The organism is Halomonas sp. BN3-1, assembly GCF_003056325.1.
Classification (GTDB): Bacteria; Pseudomonadota; Gammaproteobacteria; order Pseudomonadales; family Halomonadaceae; genus Halomonas; species Halomonas litopenaei.
Window position 1 is genome coordinate 1 of the sequence record NZ_PYVV01000008.1, and the last position, 24,146, is coordinate 24,146.

The 24,146-nt window shown below is 64.0% G+C and carries 23 protein-coding genes and 1 rRNA gene; 12 read left to right on the forward strand and 12 right to left on the reverse strand.

What is annotated here, in order from left to right:
• The 4 genes from rrf to rlmM form a co-directional block, all read left to right on the forward strand.
• Positions 1-92, forward strand: a 5S ribosomal RNA gene (gene rrf / locus C9F12_RS11955); the annotation flags it as partial.
• Between the two features lie 771 nt (positions 93-863).
• Positions 864-2,423, forward strand: coding sequence for a BCCT family transporter (locus tag C9F12_RS11960; protein WP_045992980.1), 1,560 nt, complete (start codon positions 864-866; stop codon positions 2,421-2,423).
• A 309-nt stretch (positions 2,424-2,732) separates the two neighbouring features.
• Positions 2,733-3,170, forward strand: a complete 438-nt coding sequence (locus C9F12_RS11965) for a DUF2721 domain-containing protein (protein ID WP_108449027.1) — start codon at positions 2,733-2,735, stop codon at positions 3,168-3,170.
• Positions 3,160-4,233, forward strand: coding sequence for a 23S rRNA (cytidine(2498)-2'-O)-methyltransferase RlmM (rlmM, locus tag C9F12_RS11970; protein WP_108449028.1), 1,074 nt, complete (start codon positions 3,160-3,162; stop codon positions 4,231-4,233). Before C9F12_RS11965 ends, rlmM begins: the two co-directional genes overlap by 11 nt.
• Positions 4,234-4,264: 31 nt before the next feature.
• On the opposite strand, the gene C9F12_RS11975 is transcribed toward rlmM, so the two are convergent.
• On the reverse strand, positions 4,265-4,552 hold the full coding sequence (locus C9F12_RS11975) for an antibiotic biosynthesis monooxygenase family protein (RefSeq protein WP_045992977.1): 288 nt from the start codon (positions 4,550-4,552) through the stop codon (positions 4,265-4,267).
• A gap of 26 nt (positions 4,553-4,578) precedes the next feature.
• On the opposite strand from C9F12_RS11975, the gene tusA reads away from it, so the two are divergent.
• Positions 4,579-4,833: a sulfurtransferase TusA gene (tusA, locus tag C9F12_RS11980; protein WP_045992976.1), complete on the forward strand. Its 255-nt coding sequence runs from the start codon at positions 4,579-4,581 to the stop codon at positions 4,831-4,833.
• 63 nt (positions 4,834-4,896) lie between these two features.
• Here the strand turns inward: tusA and C9F12_RS11985 are convergent, their stop codons facing one another.
• The 3 genes from C9F12_RS11985 to C9F12_RS11995 form a co-directional block, all read right to left on the reverse strand.
• A complete protein-coding gene (locus C9F12_RS11985) occupies positions 4,897-5,610 on the reverse strand; it encodes a hypothetical protein (protein WP_045992975.1) in 714 nt (237 codons plus the stop codon).
• 102 nt (positions 5,611-5,712) lie between these two features.
• On the reverse strand, positions 5,713-6,783 hold the full coding sequence (locus C9F12_RS11990; protein ID WP_108449029.1) for a DUF3080 family protein: 1,071 nt from the start codon (positions 6,781-6,783) through the stop codon (positions 5,713-5,715).
• Positions 6,784-6,785: 2 nt separating this feature from the next.
• Complete coding sequence (locus C9F12_RS11995; protein ID WP_240184243.1) at positions 6,786-8,225, reverse strand: MATE family efflux transporter; 1,440 nt, start codon at positions 8,223-8,225, stop codon at positions 6,786-6,788.
• Between the two features lie 449 nt (positions 8,226-8,674).
• On the opposite strand from C9F12_RS11995, the gene C9F12_RS12000 reads away from it, so the two are divergent.
• The gene (locus tag C9F12_RS12000; protein WP_108133205.1) at positions 8,675-9,229 is read left to right on the forward strand and encodes an elongation factor P hydroxylase; all 555 of its coding nucleotides are present in this window, start codon (positions 8,675-8,677) and stop codon (positions 9,227-9,229) included.
• Positions 9,230-9,238: 9 nt separating this feature from the next.
• On the opposite strand, the gene C9F12_RS12005 is transcribed toward C9F12_RS12000, so the two are convergent.
• The 3 genes from C9F12_RS12005 to C9F12_RS12015 all read right to left on the reverse strand — a co-directional run bounded on the left by C9F12_RS12005 (position 9,239) and on the right by C9F12_RS12015 (position 11,927).
• Positions 9,239-10,249: an MBL fold metallo-hydrolase gene (locus C9F12_RS12005; protein ID WP_108449031.1), complete on the reverse strand. Its 1,011-nt coding sequence runs from the start codon at positions 10,247-10,249 to the stop codon at positions 9,239-9,241.
• 327 nt (positions 10,250-10,576) lie between these two features.
• The gene (locus tag C9F12_RS12010; RefSeq protein ID WP_108133207.1) at positions 10,577-11,056 is read right to left on the reverse strand and encodes a hypothetical protein; all 480 of its coding nucleotides are present in this window, start codon (positions 11,054-11,056) and stop codon (positions 10,577-10,579) included.
• Between the two features lies 1 nt (position 11,057).
• Positions 11,058-11,927 carry a TatD family hydrolase gene (locus tag C9F12_RS12015; protein ID WP_240184244.1) on the reverse strand — a complete coding sequence of 290 codons (870 nt, stop codon included), beginning with the start codon at positions 11,925-11,927 and terminating at the stop codon, positions 11,058-11,060.
• A 200-nt stretch (positions 11,928-12,127) separates the two neighbouring features.
• Between C9F12_RS12015 and C9F12_RS12020 the strand changes: the two genes are divergently transcribed.
• Positions 12,128-14,071, forward strand: coding sequence for an ATP-binding cassette domain-containing protein (locus tag C9F12_RS12020; protein ID WP_108133209.1), 1,944 nt, complete (start codon positions 12,128-12,130; stop codon positions 14,069-14,071).
• Positions 14,072-14,262: 191 nt separating this feature from the next.
• Here the strand turns inward: C9F12_RS12020 and C9F12_RS12025 are convergent, their stop codons facing one another.
• Positions 14,263-14,709 carry a universal stress protein gene (locus C9F12_RS12025; RefSeq protein ID WP_045992968.1) on the reverse strand — a complete coding sequence of 149 codons (447 nt, stop codon included), beginning with the start codon at positions 14,707-14,709 and terminating at the stop codon, positions 14,263-14,265.
• A gap of 111 nt (positions 14,710-14,820) precedes the next feature.
• Here C9F12_RS12025 and C9F12_RS12030 point away from each other — a divergent pair, with 111 nt between their 5' ends.
• Positions 14,821-15,351, forward strand: coding sequence for a hypothetical protein (locus C9F12_RS12030; protein WP_045992967.1), 531 nt, complete (start codon positions 14,821-14,823; stop codon positions 15,349-15,351).
• 145 nt (positions 15,352-15,496) lie between these two features.
• Here the strand turns inward: C9F12_RS12030 and slyA are convergent, their stop codons facing one another.
• Positions 15,497-15,943, reverse strand: a complete 447-nt coding sequence (gene slyA, locus C9F12_RS12035; protein ID WP_045992966.1) for a transcriptional regulator SlyA — start codon at positions 15,941-15,943, stop codon at positions 15,497-15,499.
• A gap of 148 nt (positions 15,944-16,091) precedes the next feature.
• Complete coding sequence (locus tag C9F12_RS12040; RefSeq protein ID WP_108449033.1) at positions 16,092-17,474, reverse strand: DUF5924 family protein; 1,383 nt, start codon at positions 17,472-17,474, stop codon at positions 16,092-16,094.
• Positions 17,475-17,706: 232 nt separating this feature from the next.
• Between C9F12_RS12040 and fadB the strand changes: the two genes are divergently transcribed.
• Complete coding sequence (fadB, locus tag C9F12_RS12045) at positions 17,707-19,866, forward strand: fatty acid oxidation complex subunit alpha FadB (protein ID WP_108449034.1); 2,160 nt, start codon at positions 17,707-17,709, stop codon at positions 19,864-19,866.
• Positions 19,867-19,889: 23 nt separating this feature from the next.
• Positions 19,890-21,068 (forward strand): acetyl-CoA C-acyltransferase FadA, encoded by a 1,179-nt coding sequence (fadA, locus tag C9F12_RS12050; RefSeq protein WP_108449035.1) that lies wholly within the window; start codon positions 19,890-19,892, stop codon positions 21,066-21,068.
• 97 nt (positions 21,069-21,165) lie between these two features.
• Here the strand turns inward: fadA and C9F12_RS12055 are convergent, their stop codons facing one another.
• Positions 21,166-21,702: a hypothetical protein gene (locus C9F12_RS12055; RefSeq protein WP_162816466.1), complete on the reverse strand. Its 537-nt coding sequence runs from the start codon at positions 21,700-21,702 to the stop codon at positions 21,166-21,168.
• 461 nt (positions 21,703-22,163) lie between these two features.
• Positions 22,164-22,625, reverse strand: coding sequence for a flavodoxin (locus tag C9F12_RS12060; protein ID WP_108449037.1), 462 nt, complete (start codon positions 22,623-22,625; stop codon positions 22,164-22,166).
• Between the two features lie 258 nt (positions 22,626-22,883).
• On the opposite strand from C9F12_RS12060, the gene C9F12_RS12065 reads away from it, so the two are divergent.
• Together C9F12_RS12065 and C9F12_RS12070 are read left to right on the forward strand one after the other, a co-directional pair.
• Positions 22,884-23,363 (forward strand): YbhB/YbcL family Raf kinase inhibitor-like protein, encoded by a 480-nt coding sequence (locus tag C9F12_RS12065; RefSeq protein WP_108133225.1) that lies wholly within the window; start codon positions 22,884-22,886, stop codon positions 23,361-23,363.
• 75 nt (positions 23,364-23,438) lie between these two features.
• A complete protein-coding gene (locus C9F12_RS12070; RefSeq protein WP_108449038.1) occupies positions 23,439-24,128 on the forward strand; it encodes a hypothetical protein in 690 nt (229 codons plus the stop codon).
• Positions 24,129-24,146 lie beyond the last annotated feature (18 nt).

Below are 24,146 nucleotides of genomic sequence, written 5' to 3' on the forward strand. Positions count from 1 at the left end.
CCACCTGATCCCTTGCCGAACTCAGAAGTGAAACCGCTCAGCGCCGATGGTAGTGTGGGGTCTCCCCATGCGAGAGTAGGTCATCGTCAGGCATTTATTCAGAAGAAGCCCGGTTATCGAGAGATAATCGGGCTTTTTCATATGCATGGGAAGACCCCCCTCTTTATATGTGGGGCCGCGCCGATAACCCCCTCGGCGCGGTCCGGCCGCTCGCAGGCTCGCGTCGTTCGTCCCCCCTTGCAGCTTCGCTGCAAAAGCTCGGGGTGACTCACCCCCATGCGAGGGCGCTGTTGTTTGTGTGACGCCCTCAGGTCGTTTGCAGGAAGCCCATTGGGAGCGAGGCCAGGCGGCGTTGCCGCAGTCCTTGTGAAGAGCTTCGGGGTGACTCACCCCCATGCGAGGGCGCTGTTGTTTGTGTGACGCCCTGAGGTCGTTTGCAGGAAGCCCATTGGGAGCGAGGCCATGCGGCGTTGCCGCAGGCCTTGTGAAGAGCTTCGGGGTGACTCACCCCCATGCGAGGGCGCTAGTGTTTGTGTGACGCCCGGAGGTCGTATACCCCTCACAGTGGCATGTTGGCATGACCGGAAAAAGACTCAAGCGTTGAACCATCGCGCTGTTCAGGGGGTGGTCATGCGGCGTCGACATTGTCATGCTTTTTTTACGATACGCCTGGAACGGGTTCCAGGCGAGTCGCCGGGTTCGATTCGCGCATGAGGCGCGGTGAATCCTTTCCCTTCAGCCACAGAGCTGTCATGAAATCGCGGAATCCTCCGTGCTTCCTTCATGCCCATCAGGGCGCCATTCATCTTTCCCAAAAGGAGAGTCCGACAGCCTGACCCTAGTCTGCTGTCGCTACCCACCACATGAGTCATACCACCGCTTCCTCCGACTCGCGGGCTTCTTCGGCCGGTTCTCGACTGGGTGATCCCATCGTGCTCATCTTGAGCATCGGCTTCATCATGGGCTTCGTCGCCCTGTCTGTGTACGACATCGAGATGGTTGCCAACGGCATCTCGGCAGGCTTTGCCTGGACCGCCAAGACCCTGGGCAGCTATTTCCAGCTGTTGTTGCTGGCGACCTTCTTCATCGCCATGGGCATCGCCGTGTCTCCCAGCGCCAAGGCGCGTATCGGCAATCTCGAGACGCCAGAGATCAGTACCTTCAAGTGGCTGTCGATGATCATGTGCACGCTGCTCGCGGGAGGCGGTGTGTTCTTCGCCGCCGGTGAGCCGGTCTATCACTTCGTGGTGACGCCGCCGGCCTTTGACAGCGAAGCCGGGACGGCCGAGGCCATTTCAGGGGCTCTGGCCCAGTCGTTCATGCACTGGGGGCTGCTGGCCTGGGCCGTGCTGGGTACGCTGGCGTCGGTGGTGCTGGCTCATGCCCACTACGTCAAGGGACAGCCGCTGCAGCCGCGGACCCTGCTGTATCCGGTGCTGGGCGAAAAGGTCATGAAGGGGCCCTTCGGTGGCCTGGTCGACGCTCTGTGCGTAATCGCCGTGGTGGCGGGTACCGTCGGCCCCATCGGTTTCCTGGCGACTCAGGTCAGCTTCGGTTTTCATGAGTTGTTCGGTGTCAGTGAAGGCTACAGCACCCAATTGATGGTGCTTGCTGCTCTGGGGGTGGTGTACGTGACCTCGGCGGTCACCGGGATCCACAAGGGGATCCAGATCCTCAGCCGCTTCAACGTGTTTCTGGCTCTGGCGATCGCTGCCACGATCTTTATCCTGGGACCGACGCTGTTTCTGACCGATGCCTTTACCCAGGGGGCGGGCGCCTATCTGAGCTCGTTCTTCGAGATGGCGACCATGACCACCCAGACCGCACCGGACTGGTGGATGCAGTGGTGGACAGTGTTCTTCTTTGCCTGGTTTATCGGTTACGGCCCGCTGATGGCGATCTTCGTCGCTCGGATTTCTCGTGGACGCTCCATCCGGCAGATGATTCTGGCGGTGGCGGTGATGGCGCCTGTGGCTACCATGATTTGGTTCACCCTGCTGGGCGGTTCCGGCATCTACTATCAACTGAGCGGTGCCATCGATCTGACCGAGGCGCTGAACAACTTCCAGTTTGATGTCGCGACCCTGACCGTGGCCCAGGCGCTGCCCGGCGGAAGCCTGATGGCCATGGCCATCCTGCTGTTGACCACCATCTTCGTGGCGACGACGGGTGACTCCATGAGCTACGCCATTTCCGTGGTCGGTGCCGGTCACGACGAGCCCAACGCACTGGTTCGTGCCTTCTGGGGCATCGCCATGGCGCTGATGGCTGCCATTCTGCTGAGAATGGGCGCAGGCCAGATCAGTGCCCTGCAGCAGTTTATCGTGATCACCGCCATCCCGGTGTCGCTGGTGCTGCTGCCGACATTGTGGACGGCCCCTCGGGCGGCTCGTCAGATGGCCAAGGAGCAGGGCATCCTGTAATCGGGACATCGCCTCTGTTGGCCGCGGCCTGATGGCTCTGCAGGTTGAGTCCTGATTGCGGCCTCCGCTCCATTGTCTGCCCCCGACGCTTGCGTCGGGGGCAGTTTCGTATATGGCACAGCGGTCCGGCAGTCGCTACCGGATCGGCAAGTTGTGCGTCTTCCTGCGCGAGCTTGGCTCAGCGTACCGGGTGTGTCGCTCCCGGTGCGTCAAGCTGACCTCCAAGGCCGGGGAAGGACCGCGCGACTCGTCGCCAGGCGCCGTGACTGCTACCATGACCGACTTTCGTCGATCCTCTGGAGTGCCCCCGTGAACTTGACCACGCCGGCCCTGCTGTTTCCCGCCATTTCATTGCTGTTGCTGGCCTATACCAATCGCTTCCTGACCCTGGCCGGACTGATCCGCAAGCTGGCGGAGCAGGTAAAGGAGGGGGAAGAAGATCACGTCACCCAGATCCGACTACTGCGCCGGCGCATCTCGCTGACCAAGCGGATGCAGATCGCCGGGGTTTTCGCTTTTCTACTGTGCACCCTGTCGATGTTTGCGCTGTTCCTGTCATGGACGCCGCTGGGTATGCTGCTGTTCGGCATCAGCCTGGCATCGCTGTCGATATCTCTGGTGTTTTCGCTGTGGGAGGTGGTGATCTCCACCAACGCCCTGAATGTTCAGTTGAAGGATATCGAACTGACCGCCGAGGGACGCGCCGGACTCGACTGGAGAAAGAGAACCTTTACCCATGACGCCTGATCAAATCCTTCTGTTCTGTCGCCCGGGGTTCGAGCCGGACCTGGCCGCCGAGCTGACCGACCGCCTGCACGCTGAGTTCCTGGCCGAAGGCGAGGGCGCCAGCGTCGAGCCCCTGATGGAGGAGGGGCTGGTCAGGGTCAGCATGGACTGCGAGCACCCGGCCAATGACTTGCATCGTCGCCTGCGTCTCGACGAGCTGGTATTTGCCCGCCAGTCGTTGCTGGCCCTGCCGGAGCTCTCGCTGTCCCGGGACGATCGACTCTCGCCCATCTTCGAGCAGCTCAAGGCCTGTGGCTGGAGCTTCGAGTCGATCTGGCAGGAGACCCCGGATACCAACGAGGCCAAGGCGCTGAGTAGCCTGTTGAAGGCGTTGGAACGCCCGCTCAATTCCCAGCTCAAGAAGCGTGGTGCCTTGCGCCGCAAGGCGGGAGGACGACGGCTGCACCTGGTCTGGCGTGACGGTGACCGGGTCCAGCTGGCGATGAGCTTTCCCGGCAATCGCAGTGAATTCCCCGGCGGCATTCGACGTCTGCGCTTCCCCCACGCCGCGCCAAGCCGCTCGACCTTGAAGCTCGAGGAGGCCTGGCATGAATTCGTGCCACGTGACGAGTGGGACGAGCGGCTCGGGGAGGGCATGCAGGCCGCGGATCTTGGCGCGGCTCCGGGGGGCTGGACCTGGCAGCTGGTGCAGCGGGGGATGCAGGTCTACGCCATCGACAATGGCCCCATGGACAAGGCCCTGATGGCCAGCGGCATGGTCGAGCACCTGCGTGAGGATGGCTTCGTGTGGGAGCCGCCGATGCGCCTGGACTGGCTGGTCTGCGACATCGTCGACAAGCCCTCGCGCGTCATCACCATGATGGAGCGTTGGCTGTTGCAGCGCTGGTGTCGCGAGGCGGTGTTCAACCTGAAGCTGCCGATGAAGAAGCGCTGGGAGGAGGTATCGCTGTGTCTTTCCGGCCTCGCGTCACGCTTGCAGGAGGCCGGGGTTCGGGCTGAGATACGCTGTCGTCACCTCTATCACGACAGAGAAGAGGTCACCGTGCACGTTCGCCTCGATTGAGGCGGCGACACGGGCAGCAGATCGGCGTGGGTCAGTAGGCCGGTTCGAAGATCCGGACGTTTTCGGCCTCGGTCAGCAACGGCTGGACGTGCTGCATCACTCTTTCTCGGGCCTCGCTGTTGTACCATGCCTTCCAGGCGCGCAGATCGCGCCACTTGGTGATCATCAGACGGCGGTCGGAGCGTCCTTGTTCGACCAGGCTCTCGCCGCCGAAGAAGCCATCGGCGCCCAGCGACTGGCGCATGGCCTCTCGTGCGGCCTGCTCGTATTCTTCTTCCAGGCCCGGCATGATGCGGCGCTCGATGATGATCTTGATCATGCTTTCACTCCAACTCCGAGGTATTGATGGTGGATTCTTCCGATGCGCTGCCCGCAAGCGACAAGGAACTGGATACCAGCGGTCTGTTCTGCCCTGAACCGATCATGATGATGCACAACGCGGTGCGGGACATGAGTCCTGGCCAGGTGCTCAAGGTCACGGCGACAGATCCGGCGACCACCCGAGATGTGCCCAAGTTCTGCCAGTTTCTCGGGCACGAGCTGGTGGAGCATCGCAGTCTTGAAGATGGCTCGCACTTCTACTTTATCCGGCTGGGATGATATTGCCGAGGGAGGGGACTCAACGCTTGAGCCCCCTCCCTGGTGGTGACGCTCTTTCTGACGTTATGGCGCGGCTTCCTCATCGTCGTCAGGCATGACCATCATGGCCAGAGCTTCCAGTGTCGCCGGGTCTTCCTGGCGAATACGATTGGCGATCTGGCGCTGGAAGAAGTACACCACCCGGTGTCGGCTGTGGCCCGGGTAGAGGCAGGCGTCGCCGGGCAGCACCGGGACGGTTTCGATCAGGTTCTCGTCGGCCAGCAGGGACTCGATGGTGCCATCGCTGTACAGGCGCCAGCCGAAGACCTGCTTGAGCTGCCAGGGCGCGCCTTCCTCGTCCATGCACAGGGCGTGGGTACCCTGATGATCCGGCAGGCTCTGGATCAGGGTGGTTTCGCGGGTATCCTCGTATTCGAAGTAGGCCGCCGCGTGGGCCAGTTCCATTTCCTTGTGTTCCGGGGGCTGGTCGAACAGCTCCTCGGTTTCCGGATCACGGTAGCCGACGAAGTGACCGTGGTCCGGATCGTCGAGCTGCTCGCATGGCGTCAGCGACTCCATCCACGGGACCAGCCCGACAATATCGCCGTTCTCACGCATCCCCCAGGCCAGTATCGGCATGCCGTACAGGGTATCCGGGTGCGCGTCGAGTCGGTACACCATCTCCAGTCCATCGAGCTCCGGGGCCAGGCGAACCAGGCGTCTGCGGGCCAGTTGGCGTTGGCGCATGCTCTCCAGGTCGATGACCCGAGCGGGGCGGGGTGACAGTGGAATGCCCATGATCTCCCTCCAGCGGCTGCTTGCTTACGGCATCGCATCTCGGCCCGGGGCCGGACGCTGCGCTCTACGTCCCTGTTCTCATCAATAGCACAGACTCATCAACTAGCGTAAGTCCTCGTGGGTATCACAGCGTTGACGCCATTGCTGACGCAACCACAGGTGATCGTCTCGTACGCGCACGAAACTTGCCAGTGGCGTGGTTTCGCTGTCCAGGTCGAGCCATTGCCGGCGGTAGTCCTGAAAGGCCTGGCTGCCCGCCACATGGGCGTCCAGCAGTCGGTCCATGCCAGCGAACCAGCGTAGCGCCTGCGTCTCGAGGCGCTCAAGTGACGCTAGGGTGTCGCCTTCCTCGCGCAGCGTCGTCGTCTGTGAACATGCCGCATCAGCGCCGGTCCGGTCGTTGTCTGGGCCATGGCGGGAGGCGAGGGCGCGCTCAAGCAGTCGACTGGCTTCCTCGATGCGTTGGCTTGCCAGCATCAGGGCGCGCATCAGCTCGGCACTCAGTGGACGATCCAGCAGGGTGGCAAGCGCCTGTTCCAGTGGCCCGGACTCTGGCGTCCACTGGCGGTCGAACTGGTGGATGACCGCTTCGTTCAGATAGCCAAGCGCCGCAAGCTGCTCGTCGACCGCCGAGAGTTCGTCGAGAGGCAGGGGGGAGCTTGCCCGCGAGAAGCTGCCGGTCCACTCCTCGGAGGAGACCAGGGCGTTGTAGCTGGCCAGCGGCAGCTGGCGTGTCTTGATGTCGGTCAGGCGAGCCAGACGCTGGCGGTCGCCCTCGGCCAGGGCGTCGGCGGCCTCGGCGTTCCAGCAGGCGCTGAGGCGGCGCCACAGACGCAGCTCGTAGAGCCAGCGCTGGCTGGGGGCGGCGGTCTTGCCAAGCTGGTTGTTGCGCTCGGCGACCAGGTTGGCGATATGGCAGCCGCGCAGGGCAAAGACGTCGAGCATGCCTTCCCTGATCGGCGGGATCTCGAGCGTCAACTGACGGCGTTCGGGGAAGTCGCCGATGTTGGCCACCGGCGCGGGCTCCGGTGGTGGCTGGTCGAGTGCCTCGGCTAGCCGCTGTTGATAGGCCAGCAGATCACGTTCCAGCGCCGAGTCGCCACAGCCCACCAGCAGCGACAGGCAGGAGGTGAGCAGCAGCAGCCGCCACCGGCCAGGACGAAAGCCGTTCATGCTCAGCCGTCCTCCGCGCGCCTGGCAACGCTTCGGGCCTTGCGCCGGAAGCGCTCACCGAGCAGCAGCGCGGCGACGGTCAGCCCCGCGATCAGCCCGATCCAGTAGCCGTGTACCCCCATCGGTTCGATCCAGTCGCCAACCCCGTAGCGACCCAGCAGGTGGCCGCCGCCGAGGCCGACCAGCCAGTACGCCAGCAGGGTGATGAACATGATCACCCGGGTATCCTTGTAGCCGCGCAGGGCGCCGGCGAGAGCCACCTGCAGGGAATCCGATACCTGATAGAGCATCGCCAGCCCCACCAGCGACAGGGTCAGTGCCTGGACCTCGACGTTATGGGTGTAGAGCCCGACGATGGTCTCCGCCGTCAGCCACAGCAGCAGGCTGTTGAACAGCGCCACCAACAGCGCGATCAGGATGCCGTTCCAGGCCACCAGTCGCGCCAGCCGAGGGTCACCACCGCCGAGGGTGTTTCCGACCCGCACCGTCAAGGCCATACCCAGCGACAGCGGCAGCATGAACAGCACCGAGGTGTAGTTGAGCGCCACCTGGTGGGCGGCCACCACGATCTCGCCGAGGCTTGCGATAAACAGCGCGATCAGGGTGAACAGGGTGACCTCGACAAAGATCGCCACACCGATGGGAACGCCTACGTAGAGCAGTTCGGCGATCATTCGCGGGTTCGGACGGGTGGGCGAGTGCCACAGTTCGATACTGCCATAGGCGCGGCTCTTCTGGGTGTAACGGATCATCGCCAGGGTCATCACCCACATGGCGATGGCGGTGGCGATGCCGCAGCCATAGGCGCCCAGTGCCGGCAGGTCGGCCAACCAGCCGGGGGTGGCGTCGCCCAGCAGGCGAGTAAAACCGTCGCCACCGTAGATCAGCACATAGTTGCTGGGAATATTCACGGCCAGCCCGATCAGGCTGATCCACAGCGCCGGTCGGGTATGATTGACCCCGTCGGAGAAGGCTCGCAGTGCCAGAAAGATTGCGACGCCGGGCATTCCGAAGGCCACTGCGCCGACATAGTCACGCGCGCGTTCGGCCACTTCCGGCGGCACTTCCATCCAGGCGAATACCGGCGCCACCGCCAGGCGCAGCAACAGCGCCGAGACCAGCCCCAGCACCAGGCCCACCCACAGCGCCTGGTGCACGTTGGGGCGAATGCCCGCCTGGCGCCCGCCCCCCAGCAGCTGGGCGACGATCGGCGTCAGCCCCATCAGGGTACCGGTCATGAACAGCATCAAGGGCATCCACAGACTTGCACCGACGGAGACCGCGGCGAGGTCGGTGGCGCTCTGGCGGCCAGTCATCATGATATCGACGACGCTCATGCCGGCCTGTGCCAGTTGGGCGCCACAGATGGGCAATGCCAGACGGATCAAGGGCCAGCTCTCGCGGCGGCTGGTGGCGCCGAGGCCGGTGGGGAAAGGACGCACGTTCGTGGGCTCCATGCAGAGAATACGGGCTTCTTGCCCTGGTGCCTCGAGTCAGCGGGCCGCTGTCGGGACAGACGGCCAAGAGGTGATCGCCGGGCAAGCGCCGACTCCGGGCACGGGGTACCGTGAGAGTGTACCAGCGATGCACCATCTTGGCGCCGCGCGGCCAGTTGCCAGTGCGCGAAGGCGGAGCGCTGTCATCGGTGTCTGGTCAATCAAACCACCGATGTCGCCAGAATCGAACGCTTCGAGAGTTTGGCTGTGCGCCAAGCCTTGGTATCCTTGCCGGCTCGCGCCAGTCGGCATCGGCCACTGTTCTCGCCAGGCGGGCTCGGCCATCGTTGTCGGCAGGCGCCCTTGGCAAGCGCCCTCGCCAACATTGCTCGGTAGTGGCGTTGGTCAACAACCCGCCGCCGCTTTAGACAAACGCCCGACGTGAAGGAGCCCTTGTGGAGCACCGCCTGGAAGACGTGATCGAACTGTTCGATGGGCTGTTTCTGGGCCCCTGCAATACCCGTCTGGTGCGTGGCGGTGATGAGCCACTGTATCTGCCCGCCGACGATCAGGTGCCCTGGCATCGGGTGATCTTCGCACGGGGCTTTTTTGCCAGCGTACTGCACGAGGTCAGTCACTGGTGTATCGCCGGGCCGCGCCGGCGACTGCTGGAAGACTACGGCTACTGGTACGAGCCTGACGGTCGCAGCGAGATGCAGCAGCAGGCCTTCGAGAAGGTCGAGGTGGCGCCCCAGGCGCTGGAGCGCATCTTCAGCGAGGCGGCCGGGCTGACCTTTCACGTCAGCGTCGACAACCTCGGCGAGGTGGAGGTCGATCGCGAAGGCTTCGCCCGACGGGTGGCCGAGCGTGCCCGCCGTTACCGTGACGAAGGACTGCCGCGCCGTGCGGCAGCCTTCGAAGCGGCGCTACGCGGCTTCTATCGGCAAGGGCTGGCGTTGAGCGAGGCGATCGAGCTCGGACGAGAGCAGCTCGAGCCTGCCATCGCCTGATGGTGTCGGTCACTCGATGACGTCAAGATCATCGGGTAGCAGCACCCTGCCATCATAGTCGGCGCGAACCTCGTCAAGCACGCTCTCCCGCGGGGCCGAGTAGTGCAGAACATGGGTCAGCACCAGGGTGCCGGGACGCGCTTCCCGGGCCAACTCTGCCAGTTCATCGCTCAGCGTGTGGGCGTATTGATGGTAGGCCTGCCACTGCGGTGACAGTTGTTCCCACCCCTGACGGCTGATCACCTCGTGGATCAGTACGTCTGCGCCGCTTGCCTGGCGACGCACTTCCTCGGAAAGCGACGTGTCACCCGAGATCACCAGGGTCAGGTCATCGGTGACGACCTTGTAGCCGTAGGCCTGCTCCCAGTCTCCATGAGTTACCCCGAAGGCGTGGATGCTGATGCCGGGTGACTCGTGGACCAGCCCCTCCTTCTCGATTTCGGTCACCAGGGCCCTGGCCGCCGCTGGATTGGTGACAGGACTCTTGTCGGCCAGGCGCGTATTGGTGTCCTCGGCCAGCATGGTGTAGACCCCTTGGCTCATGGCCTCGGTACCCACCGGGCCGACCACCGAGATGGGCTGTTCGCGGCGCCACCAGTAGGTGCCGAGCAGTTCCGGGTAATCCAGTACATGGTCGCTGTGGAGGTGGGTCAGAAACAGCCGCTCGATGTTCACCGGGGCAAGCGCTTCGAAGCCCATTCGCTCCTGAGCCTGGCTGGCGCGCTCGACGACACCGGGGCCAACATCGAAGAGATAGGCCTCGCCATCATGGATGACCGCGACCCCCGAACCGGCCCGCTCTCCGTCGGGTACCGGGGTGCCGGTGCCCAGCATCACGATACTGGTGTCGGCCTGGGCGGAGGTGGGCAGGGTTGCGCTGAAAAGGGCTGCGCTGGCCAGGGCCAGGAAGGTGGCGATGGCGCGGGGGGCAGGTCGGAGGCCGGCAAGACGACGGGGCTGGGCAAAAGACGTGGCAATGGTCGTCGTAATGCTCGTGGCAATGTTCGTGGCAATGGGCATGGGCTCACTCTCTCGAAGCTTATTGTTCGGATGGCGTACTTAAGTTCGATTTGTTGGGAAGAACAAGCCTGGCCCGAGAGGAGGGAGGAGACCAGTCGACCAAGGTATACCGCGACCACCACGCCGGGGTGACGCCAGCCGCTGCTTTGCTTCGCGCCCGCACGGGCGGTACTGCGTAGTGACCAAGCGATAGTTCGCGAGAACGCCTGAAGCCCTGGTAACAGGGTATGTAGCTATGGGTGGGCTGGCGGGAGGGCTGACGGGAGGGCTGGCGGGAGGACTGACGGCCCGAGTCGCACCGTCAGCGGTCGCATTTCGTTTGCGGTCTCAGTCGCTGTCGCTGAGTCGCTTGTGCAGATGCAACATTACCTCTACCTCCTGCTCCGGACGCATGGGCTCGAGGCCCAGTTCGGCGAACAGCTCGTTGCGGGCGCGCGCCCACTCGCCAGGATCCAGGTCGGGATAGAGGGATTCTGCCGGGGCCAGCTCGACGAAGGGGTCGAGACCGTAGGTGTCGAACAGCCGTGAGATGGCCGCCTCGTCGTCGAATACGCCGGCGGTCAGCAGGGTGGCATTGAAGTGATCGGTTTCCAGTTCACGGATCACGTCCAGCGGACTCACGCCGATGCTGGCCAGTTCCTCGCGGCTGTAGTCGCCGAGGGACACCGTCTCGGCATCGAGCCAGTCCTCGTCGGGCTGGATCAGGGTGTGCTTGATGCGGCCATCGTCGAGGCTCCAGGCGATGGCCAGGGGCAGATCGCCATCGCCGCCGGTCTCCACGGCGATAAAGGCAGGCATGTCGCCCATGTCAGGACTCCTTGATATCGAAGAAGGCGCGGGCCGTCGCGGTGCTGCTGGCGGCAAGCTCAGCTTCGCTTTCGCCGCGCCAGTGGGCGATCTCTCGCACGATCCAGGGCAGCAGCGCCGGCTCGTGGCGGCGGCCCTTGAGCTTGGCCGGCAGATTACGCGGCAACAGGTAGGGACAGTCGGTCTCCACCATCAGTCGATTGGCGGCGATATCGCCCACCAGATCACGTAGATGATGGCCCCTGCGCTCGTCGCAGATCCAGCCGGTCAGGCCAATGTGCAGGTCAAGATCCAGGTAGCCGTGGAGCGTCTCGCGATCCGCGGTGAAGCAATGTATCACCGCCCGTGAAATATCATCTCGCCAGGCGCCGAGGATGTCACGCATTCGGGCACCGGCGGCGCGCTCGTGCAGGAACAATGGCAGCCCTGACTCGGCAGCCAGGGCGAGTTGCGCCTCGAAGGCGCGTTCCTGTTCGGCCGGGGTCGAGAAGTTGCGATTGAAGTCGAGGCCGCATTCTCCCACCGCGACCACCTGGGGCTTTTGGTGTAGCTCGGCCATGGCGGCTTCGAGCTCCGGACCCCATTCGCTGGCCTGGTGCGGGTGAATGCCGGCGGTGGCGTAAAGGCCTTCTTGGGCCTGGCACAGGGCCACCGCCTGTTCGGCATGCTCACGATCGGTACCGGTGAGAATCAGCGTCTCGACGCCGGCCGCGCGGGCACGGGCGAGGGTGGCATCGATATCGTGGGTAAAGCTCTCGTGGGTCAGGTTGGCGCCGATGTCGACCAGAGGGGCAGGCGAGTGAAAGCGCAGCGGCTCCGGCAGCGGGTTCGGCAGCGTCTCGTCTGGGGCTGGCTTGTCTGGGACGGACAACGCGGTCTCCTTGGGGCGGCTATATCGATGGAGGCGCATTGTACCTGTGTGTCGGCGGCACAACCACGTGGTGCGGTGCTCGAGGTGGCCATGTCGCTGATCGCGTAGTCTCTGATTTTGACTCTCAGGTGGGATCGGTCATGCCAGCAGGAGGGGGGCATGAGGTACACTGTCGCGATGATCAAGCGAAGAGGTGAAGCGTGACCCTGCTACGATTGGAGCAGTTGCAACTGGCCTATGGCCACCATGTGTTGCTCGACGGTGCCGACCTGGTGCTCGAGCGGGGAGAGCGGCTGGCGCTGGTGGGCCGCAATGGCACCGGCAAGTCCACGCTGCTGAGACTGGTGGCGGGCGAGAATCAGGCCGACAGCGGCACCATCTGGCGCGCCCCAGGCCTCAAGATCGGTGTGCTCGAGCAGGACCTGCCGGAGGCCAGCGGCGAGACCATCTTTGATGTGGTGGCCCAGGGCCTGCCCGAGGCCGGCGATCTGCTGTCCGAGTATCACCATCTGGTGCAGTCCGAGGATCCGGACATGAACCGCATGGCCACGCTGCAGACGCGGCTGGAGGCCATCGACGGCTGGTCGTTCCACCAGCGGATCGATGTGGTGCTGACCCGCCTGGGGCTGCCCGAAGACGCCGAGATGTCCTCGCTGTCGGGCGGCTGGCGCCGGCGGGTGGCGCTGGCTCGGGCGCTGGTCGCCGAACCTGATCTGCTGCTGCTCGATGAGCCGACCAACCACCTGGACCTGGACACCATCGCCTGGCTCGAGGAACAGCTTGCCGCCTTTGCCGGAGCGGTGCTGTTCATCACCCACGACCGCGCCTTTCTGTCGCGTCTGGCTACCGGCATCCTCGAGCTGGATCGTGGCAAGCTCGGGCGCTATCCCGGTGACTACGCCACCTACCAGGCCCAGAAGCAGCACGAGCTTGAGGTCGAGGCCCGGGAGAACGCCGAGTTCGACAAGAAACTGGCCCAGGAAGAAGCCTGGATTCGTCAGGGGATCAAGGCCCGACGTACGCGCAACGAAGGACGGGTGAGGGCGCTCGAGCAGTTGCGCCGCGAACGCAGCCAGCGGCGCGAGCGCCAGGGCAATGCTTCGCTGACGGTAGATACCGGCGAACGCAGCGGCAAGCGGGTGGTGGAGCTGTCTCACGTCACCCAGCACTTCGAGGATGCGACGGTCATCCGTGACCTGAATATCGAGATTCAGCGTGGGGATCGTATCGGTCTGATCGGGCGCAATGGCGCCGGCAAGACCACCCTGTTGAAGATCCTGCTGGGCGAACTCGAGCCGAGCGAAGGCACGGTGCGACTGGGGACCAAGCTTCAGGTCGCCTACTTCGACCAGCTCCGCGCCGGGCTTGAGCCTGAGCGCACCGTCTACGACAACGTGGCCCAGGGCAGTGATCGGGTCACGGTGGGTGGCAAGGACCGCCACGTGATGAGCTATCTGCAGGACTTTCTGTTCTCGCCGGAGCGTGCGCGTCAGCCGGTCAAGGCACTGTCCGGGGGCGAGTCCAACCGCCTGCTGCTGGCCAAGCTGTTCACCCAGCCGGCCAACGTGCTGGTGCTCGATGAGCCGACCAATGACCTGGACGTCGAGACCCTGGAGCTGCTCGAGGAATTGTTGCTCAACTTCGACGGCACCCTGTTGCTGGTATCACACGACCGCGCCTTCATGGACAACGTGGTGACAAGCGTGCTGGCCTTCGAAGGCAGGGGGCAGGTACGTGAGTACGTCGGTGGCTACAGCGACTGGGTCCGCCAGGGCGGCAAGTTGCCGCCGGCGCCCTGGGAGGGTGCGGCGCGCCAGCGGGTGGAGCCGACCGCGGATGACGCGGCACCGGCGCCGGCATCCAGCAAGACGGATACGGCGGACACGGCCGCAGCGCCAGCCAAGGCCAAGCCGGTCAAGCTATCCTACAAGCTGCAGCGGGAGCTCGATGGCCTTCCGGCGGAGATCGAACGGCTGGAGTCTGAGGTGGCCGAGCTCGAGGCGGAGGCGGGCAAGCCCGACTTCTACCAGCAGCCATCCGGTGTGGTCACCGAGCGGCTGGCGTTGCTGCAGGAGACTCAGGAACGCCTCGACGCGGTCATGGAGCGCTGGATGGAACTCGAGGCCATGGCCGCCGGCGAGTAGACCCGGACGCGCTCTGGCCCCTTTGCGTGGTACCGAGGAGTCGCTCGATAGGCGCCTTGCGAAAGGTGTCTTGCGAAAAAAGCTCGCCCGTCCACCGCTTGGGTGGACGGGCGAGGGCAAGCTCCCGGGAATGAACGGGGCAGTGGGCGCGATCCGGTTGCCGCGAGGTGCGATCCGGTCAACCGCTGGGGTTACTCTTCGCTTTCCTTGCCGACGCGCACGGCCAGTACGTCGCACTGAGCACCATGGAGCACGCCGGTGGAGGTGGAGCCGAGCAGCAGCGCAAAGCCATGACGGCCGTGGGAGCCGACCACAATCAGGTCGACGTCGTGTTCATCGGCGAAGCGATGGATCTCGGTATCGGGCATGCCGACGACCACGTGCTGGTCGTCGCGCGCCACGTGGGCATCGGCGATCTCGGCCAGGCGCTGCTTGGCATGGTCGTCCAACTGGTCCTGGATGCTGGTCAGGTCCATGGGGATGTCGCCCCCGTAGGCAAAGCCGAGGGGCTCCAGCGTATGCATGATCGACAGCTTCGCGTGGTTGCGATCGGCGATCTGCAGGGCGCGTTCGAGGATCTTGTGGGAGTCCTTGGTGAGGTCCACGGCCACCAGCACATGACGATATTCATTGCTCACGGGACTACGCCTCCAGCGGCGGTCGGTTGAGAAAAGGTCTGTGCTTCCACTCTAGGCCGCCAGTCCCGTCAAAACAATGCTGATGATCAACGATTTTTCTGAGGAAACCGTATGTTGTGGCTGCTGATCCTGGGGGTGGTAGGAATGGTCTTTGCCCCGGCCATGTGGCTGCGGCCCACCGCCCGAGAGCGTCGTCAGGGGTCGCTGCGCCAGGTGGCGATCGAGGCGGGGGCCAGCGTCAAGCTGGAGACGCCGCCGCTGCACGGCGAGACCGACAAGATGGCGGCCTATCGCTGGGTCTATCCGAGCCAGCGGCCTGGCCCACGTTTTGTGCTGGTACGCACAGAACGTGCCAGCGAGGCGCTCAAGTCGTTCGACTACGACAATGGTTGGCGCTGGCGGATTCAGCCGCTGGAGCCGTTGCCATCGGTGATCAATGCGCGACTGTCGCGACTGCTTACCCAGTTGCCCGAGGACGCCTGCGTGGTCGAATCCAGCGACAAGGCCTTGACGCTGTGGTGGGAAGAGTCGCTGGAGGCCGACGCCTTCGGCAGCCTGGCGGCGCCTGCGACGGCGCTACGCGACGCCCTGCAGGGACGTCCGGATCGTCCCGCCGCCAATCTCCCCAACTCGCCGCCCTGATATTGGCGGCTCGACAATGGACGATGGCGATCGACCACCCAGGATCGAACAGGGCTGCGTCAGGCTGGGTATCCGGCCCAGGTGTCAGGGCGGGCTTTGAAGGCGATCTCGGCGAGGCTCTTGCTGGGCTCGTCGAGCTCAGGTGTCAGCGCTGGCAATCATCCGGCGTCAGCAAGGCCTGACCGTTGGCCTCGATGCGGCTGAGCATGTCGCTGAGTCTTTCCTGTTCCTGCTCGTCCAGCCCCTTGAGCATCTCTTCCCTGGCCTGTTGCACGATGGCATCGATCTTCTCGAGCAGAGGCGTCGCCTGCTTGGTCAGGTGCACGCGTTTGGTGCGGCGATCCTGGTCACACGGACAGCGCTCGACCAGGCCCTGCTCGCAAAGCTGATCCAGCGTCCTGACCAGCGACGGCGCCTCGACGCCGATGGCCCGCGCCAGGTCGCACTGGGGCTGCCCGTCCGGCATGCGCCACAGGTGATAGAGCGTCACCCACCGCGTCTGGGTCAGTCCCAACGGTGCGAGGCGCTGATCCAGCACCGCACGCCAGATGCGTGGTGCCCGAGACAGTTGAAATCCGATGTTCTCGTTCATAGTGATCAAGATCGCAAGGCTGCAAATGATTTGATTGTCCGAACGCAGCGGCGGTAATGCAAGCCAACTCCCTCCTTTGCGCCGAATACGCACCTTAGATTCACTCTTCGGGGGTACAGCCGCTCCCTGGCTGTAGCTCGTTCGCGACTCACGACTCACGCCCTGTCTCACCGTTGTCGTGTTCCCCTTCATCGTCTGCTTGCGGCGCTTGCTCCTCCTTGCCCTCGCGATCCCCTTTCTGGTCAGCCGCCGAATCGCTCTCCCTCGTCTCGCCGCTTTGTCCCGTGGCATCTTTCGGCTCACCCTCCGCATCCTCTTCAGCAGGGGCTGGCTCCTCGTGATTCGGCGGCTCTTGCTGGCGTGCCTTGTCGGATGCCATGTCCGGTGTCTCCTGCTGTCCCTCGGGGCGGGCGGTCAACCAGCGTAGCCTGAGGCCGGGAATGCCCGCCTGGGTATCGATGCTGGCGTCGGCGGTGGTCGCCGCCCCAGGGTCTTCGGCAACCTCGAAGCGCAGTACGCCGATACGTTGGCCGCCGGCGGTCATCACATCGATGCGCCAGCTGCCGCTGCTGGCCTCGGGGAAGTTCTGCTTGCGGGTCCAGGCGCGATAGCCCTCGGCGCGTCCGCCGTAGATGTTCAGCGCGATGCGGTCGACGAGTTCTCCCTCGTGGCGCCACTCGTGTACCACCTCTTCCTTCAAGCCGCGTGGCGCATGGATCGCGGTGTAGGCATAGAGCCCTTGAGACGACAGCGCCTCCGGTGTCAGCGCCATGGAGCCCTGCGGCGTGCGTGCGGCCTCGTCGAAGGCCGGCGACAGGGCGCTGCCGGACAACCACAGGGTCGCCGGCGGCACCCACACCCGGCCCAGCCAGGCGACCCCGGCCAATAGCGGTAGCAGCGCGAACATCGCCAGCCAGCGGGCGGGACTCATGGGGCGCAGCAGATGCAACAGACTCGGCAGGCTGAATACCACCATGGCCACGGCGGCCGCCAGCATGCTCTGACCGGTACTCAGGTGCAGGACCAGCGGCAGGGTCACCAGCACCACCAGGAACACGCACTGGGCGTGGAACACGAAGTAGAGCCAGCGCTTGCGTTCGGCCAGTCGGTAGTAGAGCGGATCAACGATGGACAGCACCGCCATGCCAAGCATGAACAGGGTGAACAGCGCCTGACCACTGCTCCACACCGTGGTGGCGACCAGAAAGGGCAAGGCGAAGAACAGCGTCTCCTGGTGGATCATCTGGGCGATGAAGGTGGTGACGCCACGGGGAAGGGCAGGATAGCCACGGCGCACCATCAGGCGTCCGATCAGGCTCTCCGACAGCAGCAGGGTCCAGGCCAGCAACATGCCCCCGGCCAGCAACACGCCGAGCCACTGCTGGCGCTCGACCAGAAAGAAGCTGGCGACACCGGCAGCGAAGGCCAGCGGTGGCCAGAGCCAGTGCCAGGGCCGCAGACGCGCTACCCAGGTCTCGATGAATCGCTGCGTCGCGTTGAGGGTGGTGCGCTGAGGGGGCGAGGAGGGCATGGCGTGGTCCGCGGCGGCTGGGAGGGGCATGCTATCAGTATGCTTAAACGCTGGTGAAGCGCCGCTGCATGCTTCAACGCCTCGCAAGCCCTCTAAGGTATTGGTAGGGGTTGACGGAAGTGAATCTTTGCACCAAGCTGGCGAAATCAAACGGGCGTATGAATGTCGCCTGGCCCTTCGATTGTCGGGCCCTTTCCGGATGACACGGCATGACTTCAGTGGAGATGCGTGGATGATCTATCAAGGCAATGCCATTTCGGTGGCTCGCAATGGCGACGATATCGCCACTCTGACCTTCGACTTGAAGGATGAATCGGTCAACAAGCTCTCTGGCGCGGTGATCAAGGAGCTGGGCGAAGCGCTGGACGCGGTACGCGGCGAGAGCGGCGTCAAGGGCCTGATGCTGAAAAGTGCCAAGGACGCCTTCATCGTCGGTGCCGACATCACCGAGTTTCACGCCATGTTCGGCAAGGACGAGGCGGAGATCCAGGGCATGCTCGAGCAGGTCCACGGTATCTTCAATGGCCTCGAGGACCTGCCCTTCCCGACGGTCAGCGCGATCAACGGCCTGGCCCTCGGTGGCGGCTGTGAGGTGGTGCTGTCCACCGACTTCCGCGTGATGACGCCTGACGCCAAGATCGGCCTGCCCGAGACCAAGCTCGGTATCGTCCCCGGCTGGGGCGGCTGCGTGCGTCTGCCCAGGGTGATCGGCGCCGACAACGCCATCGAGTGGATCGCCGGCGGCACCGAGAACCGTGCCGACGCCTGCCTCAAGGTCGGCGCCGTGGATGCGGTGGTGCCCGCCGATGACCTCGAGGCAGCGGCGCTCGACATGCTGGCGCGAGCCAACGCCGGCGAACTCGACTTCAAGGCCCGGCGCGAGGAAAAGAACACCGCGCTGAACCTCAATCCGGTCGAGCAGATGATGGTGTTCGAGACCTCCAAGGGATATGTCGCCGGCAAGGCCGGGCCGCACTATCCGGCGCCGGTGGAAGCGATCAAGGTGATCCAGAAGGGCGCCGGTGAAGGTCGTGCGCGGGCCCAGGCGATCGAGGCCAAGGCCTTCTGCAAGATGGCCAAGACCGACGTCTGCTACAACCTGGTCGGGCTGTTCCTCAACGACCAGGTGGTCAAGAAGAAGGGCGGCAAGTACGCCAGCAAGGCGCAGCCGGTGCGCCAGGCGGCGGTGCTCGGTGCCGGCATCATGGGCGGCGGAATCGCCTACCAGAGCGCCTCCAAGGGCACCCCGATCCTGATGAAGGATATCAAGGAAGACGCCATCGAGCTGGGCCTCAAGGAGGCGCGCAAGCTGTTCGGCAAGCAGGCCTCCCGCGGCAAGCTGTCCGTCGAAGGCGTGGCCGAGAAGCTCGCCAACATTCGTCCGACGCTGTCCTACGGTGATTTCGACAATGTCGACCTGGTGGTCGAGGCGGTGGTCGAGAACCCCAAGGTCAAGGGTGCGGTGCTCAGCGAGGTCGAGCAGCAGGTAGGCGACAACACCATCCTGGCGTCCAACACCTCGACCATCTCGATCACCCGACTGGCCGAGAACCTGAAGCGTCCCGAGAACTTCTGCGGCATGCACTTCTTCAACCCGGTGCACCGCATGCCGCTGGTCGAGGTCATCCGTGGCGAGAAGACCAGCGACGCAGCCGTGGCCGCCACCGTGGCCTACGCCAAGGCCATGGGCAAGACGCCGATCGTGGTCAACGACTGCCCGGGCTTCCTGGTCAATCGCGTGCTGTTCCCCTATTTCGGTGGTTTCAGCCTGCTGGTCGAAAAGGGTGCCGACTACCAGCGCGTCGACAAGGTGATGGAGAAGTTCGGCTGGCCGATGGGCCCGGCCTATCTGCTCGACGTGGTCGGCATGGATACCGCGGTGCACGCCAACGAGGTGATGGCCGAAGGCTTCCCCGACCGCATGGCGCGTGACGCCAAGACCGCCATTCAGGTGATGTTCGACAACGATCGCCTGGGGCAGAAGAACGCCAAGGGCTTCTACGCCTACGAAGAGGATCGCAAGGGCAAGCCCAGAAAGGTCAGCGACGAGGCCGCCATCGAGCTGGTCAAGCAGGTGGTCAGCGAGAACCGCGAGTTCTCCGACGAGGAGATCATCGCGCGGATGATGGTGCCGCTGTGCATGGAGACCGTGCGCTGTCTCGAAGATGACATCGTCGGCACCCCGGCCGAGGCCGACATGGCGCTGATCTACGGCATCGGCTTCCCTCCCTTCCGAGGTGGTGCACTGCGCTATATCGATGCCATGGGTGTGGCCGAATTCGTCGCCCTGGCCGACAGCCTGGCCGAGGAGCTCGGGCCGCTTTATGCGCCCACCGATGGCCTGCGTGAGATGGCCAACAGTGGCAAGACCTTCTACGCCGACGCCAAGTGACCCCACCAGACAGGAGAAGACAGATGAGCTTGAACCCGAGAGATGTGGTGGTGGTCGATGGTGCCCGTACCGCCATGGCCAAGGCCAAGAACGGTGGCTTCCGCCACGTGCGTGCCGAGAACCTGTCGGCGGCGGTGATGAATGCGCTGCTCGAGCGCAACACCGCCGTTGATCCCGGCGAGGTGGATGACGTTATCTGGGGCTGCGTCAACCAGACCCTGGAGCAGGGCTTCAACGTCGCACGCAACGCCCAGATCATGACCGCCATGCCGCGCAGCGTGCCGGCCCAGACGGTCAACCGCCTGTGCGGCTCGTCGATGAGCGCACTGCACATCGCCACCGCCAACATCAAGGCCGGCATGGGTGACGTCTATCTGGTCGGTGGCGTCGAGCATATGGAGCACATCCCGCTGACCCACGGCATCGACGTCAACCCCAGCGCCAGCAAGCACGCCGCCAAGGCGGCGATGATGATGGGCATGACCGCCGAATTGCTGGGCAAGCTGCACAGCATCTCCCGCGAGCAGCAGGACAGCTTCGGCGTACGCTCCCACCAGCGTGCCTACGAGGCCCAGCAGAGCGGCGCCTTTGACCGCGAGATCATCGGTGTGGAAGGCCATGACGCCGACGGTCGCCGGATTCTGGTCAAGCGTGACGAGGTGATTCGTCCCGAGGCCAGCCTGGACAGCATGGCGGGCCTCAAGCCGGTGTTCGATCCGCGTGGCGGCACCGTTACCGCCGGCACCTCCTCGGCACTGTCGGTGGGCGCCAGTGGCATGCTGGTGATGAGCTACGAACGCGCCCAGGCCCTTGGTCTTTCGCCGATTGCCCGGGTGCTGTCCACCGGAGTGTCCGGCTGCGACGCCTCGATCATGGGCTATGGCCCGGTACCGGCGTCCCAGAAGGCGCTCAAGGCGGCGGGACTGAGCATCGATGACATCGACACGGTGGAGCTCAACGAAGCCTTTGCCGCCCAGGCGCTGCCGGTGCTCAAGGACCTGGGGCTGCTCGACGTGATGGACGAGAAGGTCAACCTGCACGGCGGCGCCATCGCCCTGGGTCACCCGCTGGGCTGCTCCGGCACCCGTATCAGCAACAGCCTGCTGAACGTGATGCGGCGCCAGGACACCCGCCTGGGTCTCGCCACCATGTGTATCGGCATGGGGCAGGGCGTGGCGACCGTGTTCGAACGCCTCGACTGAACTCTTGCCGCCTTCGGGCGGAGCAGAGCGGAAAACGCCGGCACTGTCTGACAGTGCCGGCGTTGTTGCGAGAGTGCAGTGTACACGCGCAAGTCATTCAACCGCTGGATGCTGCCGTGGCCATCATCTGATCGTGGCAGAGGCGCACCATGGCGCCTCCTCGTCCCAGTGGCACGATCTGACCGACGTTGTCCGGCGGGTTCTGCTGGTCCGATGGTTCGACCACTTCCTCGAGTTCCACCCTGTAGCGATGTCCGGTGAGGTGGGTCAACACGAACCGATGGCCCTCGGGCATCTCGGCGGAGGCCGGGAGGAGCCGGCGTACACGATCCAAGACCTCCTCTGACAATACCTCATCCTGCTTTTTGACCAACATCCAGCCAAGCTGCGTCACGATCCCCGCGACGGTAGCGATGGGGCCCGGGTAGAGCTGCCAGAACTGGGTGAAGGTGGGGCCGCGGGCGATCGATACGCTGACGTACTCGGGGCCGAAAATGATGATGAGAACGGCGATGATCAAGACAATCAGCGACACCGCAATGACCAGATAGCCAAAGACAGTATCACCGGTGTAGGAGGGACCTTCGAATTCGATCGGTAGGTCCTCCAGCGTCTGCTGTGCATCCATGCGCATCTCCTGTGGCTCCGTTGGCCGGAGCCGTTGTACTTCCCTGTAGACCCCGACCTCGCCGTGATTTACGGCATCCCTTGAACGGACGAGTATCGAGTGAGTGACGCACAGTCCGGGCGACATCAGGCATCTTGCCAAAGGCCCATCTGTACGTTGGTGAGAGTGTCTCCACAGGGATCGTGGCCTGGCAATGCCGAGGCTTTATGCGACCCAGCTAATGCGCCATTGGCGATGTGATGGTGCATAGTTGTGAGGTCTTGGCGACATTTCCGTTCGCCGCGGCAAGCAAGGGGACGGCGAGTCGATCGCGACGTCAGGCCTATTCGAACGTCTCCTCCGGCAGAGCATAGCGCCAAGGCGCTGACCAGACGGCGGCTCGGTAGCGAGGCTTCTCGATTCTGGATGGTGCTGGACGGTGCCTCTGTCGGCGCCGCTTGCGGCGATGGGTAGTGCCTGCCTGCGCCTTACACGATCCCCGCATCAAGCCCCGCCGCCAGGGTCATGGCGAGTTCTTCTACCTGACCGGTGAAGTCGTCCTGCCATTTACCCCGCAGCACCAGTGGCGCCTGGACCCATTTCCAGCGCAGACCGGTGACGATGCCTTCCACCGCCCGCTGCGTGCCGGTGCCGTCGTGACCCGCGCGGATGTACAGCACGCAGGGCAGCCCCTGGGTGTGTTCCAGCACGGGGTAATAGCTACGATCGAAGAAGTCCTTGAGGGCACCGCTCATGTAGCCGAGGTTCTCGGTGGTGCCAAGCAGGATGGCGTGCGCTTTCCTGACATCCTCGGGGCCAGCATCAAGCGGCGCCAGTACCTGGACGTCCACGCCGTCGATGTCCGGATGGCGGGCGCCACGCTCGGCCGCTTCCCTTAGTGCCAGGGTGTTGGGCGAGGGTGCATGGGCGACGATCAGCAGACGTTTCATGCAGGGCTCCTGCAAGGCTGGTGCGAGGATGGTGGCTAGAGCGGCGAGCGACGGTTCAGTGCGTCGATCTTCCGGCTGCCCCCCTTGAAGCCATGGGGGATCATCATCATGTCAAAGACATGCGGGTTTGACAGCCCGGGGCGACTCGTCAAGGCTGGACATGGCTGCCGCGGTGAAACATCGCCTAGCGGTTGCATGAAAATCACGCAGACGCCCTTTGCAGATTGTGAACCATTTCGATCCAGGGAGGATATCACCATGCCCTTTGCGCTTTCTTCGCTAAGAGTGACCAGCACCGCCTTCGACAATGACGGCGCCATCCCCGCACGGCACTCCCAGGAGGCAGAAGATCTGTCTCCGGCGCTGGCCTGGGACGGCCTGCCCGAGGGTACCAAGTCGGTGGCGGTCATCTGTCACGACCCCGACGCGCCGCTGGTCCAGAAGGGATGCTACGGCTTTGTTCACTGGGTGCTCTACAACCTGCCGGCGTCCCTCTCCTCGCTGGAGGAGGCTACCGAGGAAGGCACCCGAGGAATCAACGACGCCGGCAACCTCGGTTTCAATGGTCCGATGCCGCCGGAAGGGCATGGCGTGCACCGCTACTACTTCTGGGTACTGGCGCTGGACACCGAGACGAACCTGCCGGAGGGCCTCGGCATGAATGAACTGCTGTCCGAGGTCGAGCCGCACCTGCTCGGCATGAATCGGCTGGTGGGGAGCTATCAGCGCGACGCCTGAGGCGCCTCGGCCACCATCAGAACATGACGTACTGAAGCCCGTTTTTAACGGGCTTCTCGTTCAAGGATGACGCCCATGTACGAATGGATTTCTGCCCACAAGGATGTATTGCAGACGCTGGCCAGCGTCGGCTCCTTCATGATCTGGCTGATCTACGCGCAGCTTCTGTACTTTGGCTTTCGCCGCCAGCGTCGCCCTCGGCTGATCATCAATCGCGGCAAGCGAAAGAATCTGGATGCGCTGTGTGTGATCAGCAACATGAGCGCCGAGCCCATCTACTTGCAACATATCATGATGACGCTGGAGACCTCGGAAGGTGACTGGACGCTGGATGTCAGTGACCACGAGGCGGATCTTGATGATGATGAAGATCAGCAGGAAGCGGGCCACAACGCCAGTCATTGTACCCACCAAGGTCCGCTGGACAGCGGTGGCTTCGTTCATATCGGTTCGTTCAATGCCTTGAAGGAACGTATTACCACCATCGCCGACATCGACGAGTCGCGGGATGGGCTGGTATTCAAGGCCGTCTGTGTACGGGTGATCGGCACCTACTGTTCGGAGAACCTGCCGATCGGTGCCGAGCGGCGTTTCGTGTTTCACCAGAGCGAGGATTCCTGCACCCTGGTGCCCGAGACCTGGGATACTCTGCAGTTCAGTACTCGCCGCCAGCGGCGGGCCCTGAAGGCCGATATCAAGCGTATCCATGAGCGCCAGGCCCAAGGCGAGGGCGAAAAGGCGGAAAAGGAAGATAAGGAGGAATAGGGAGGAATAGGAAGACAG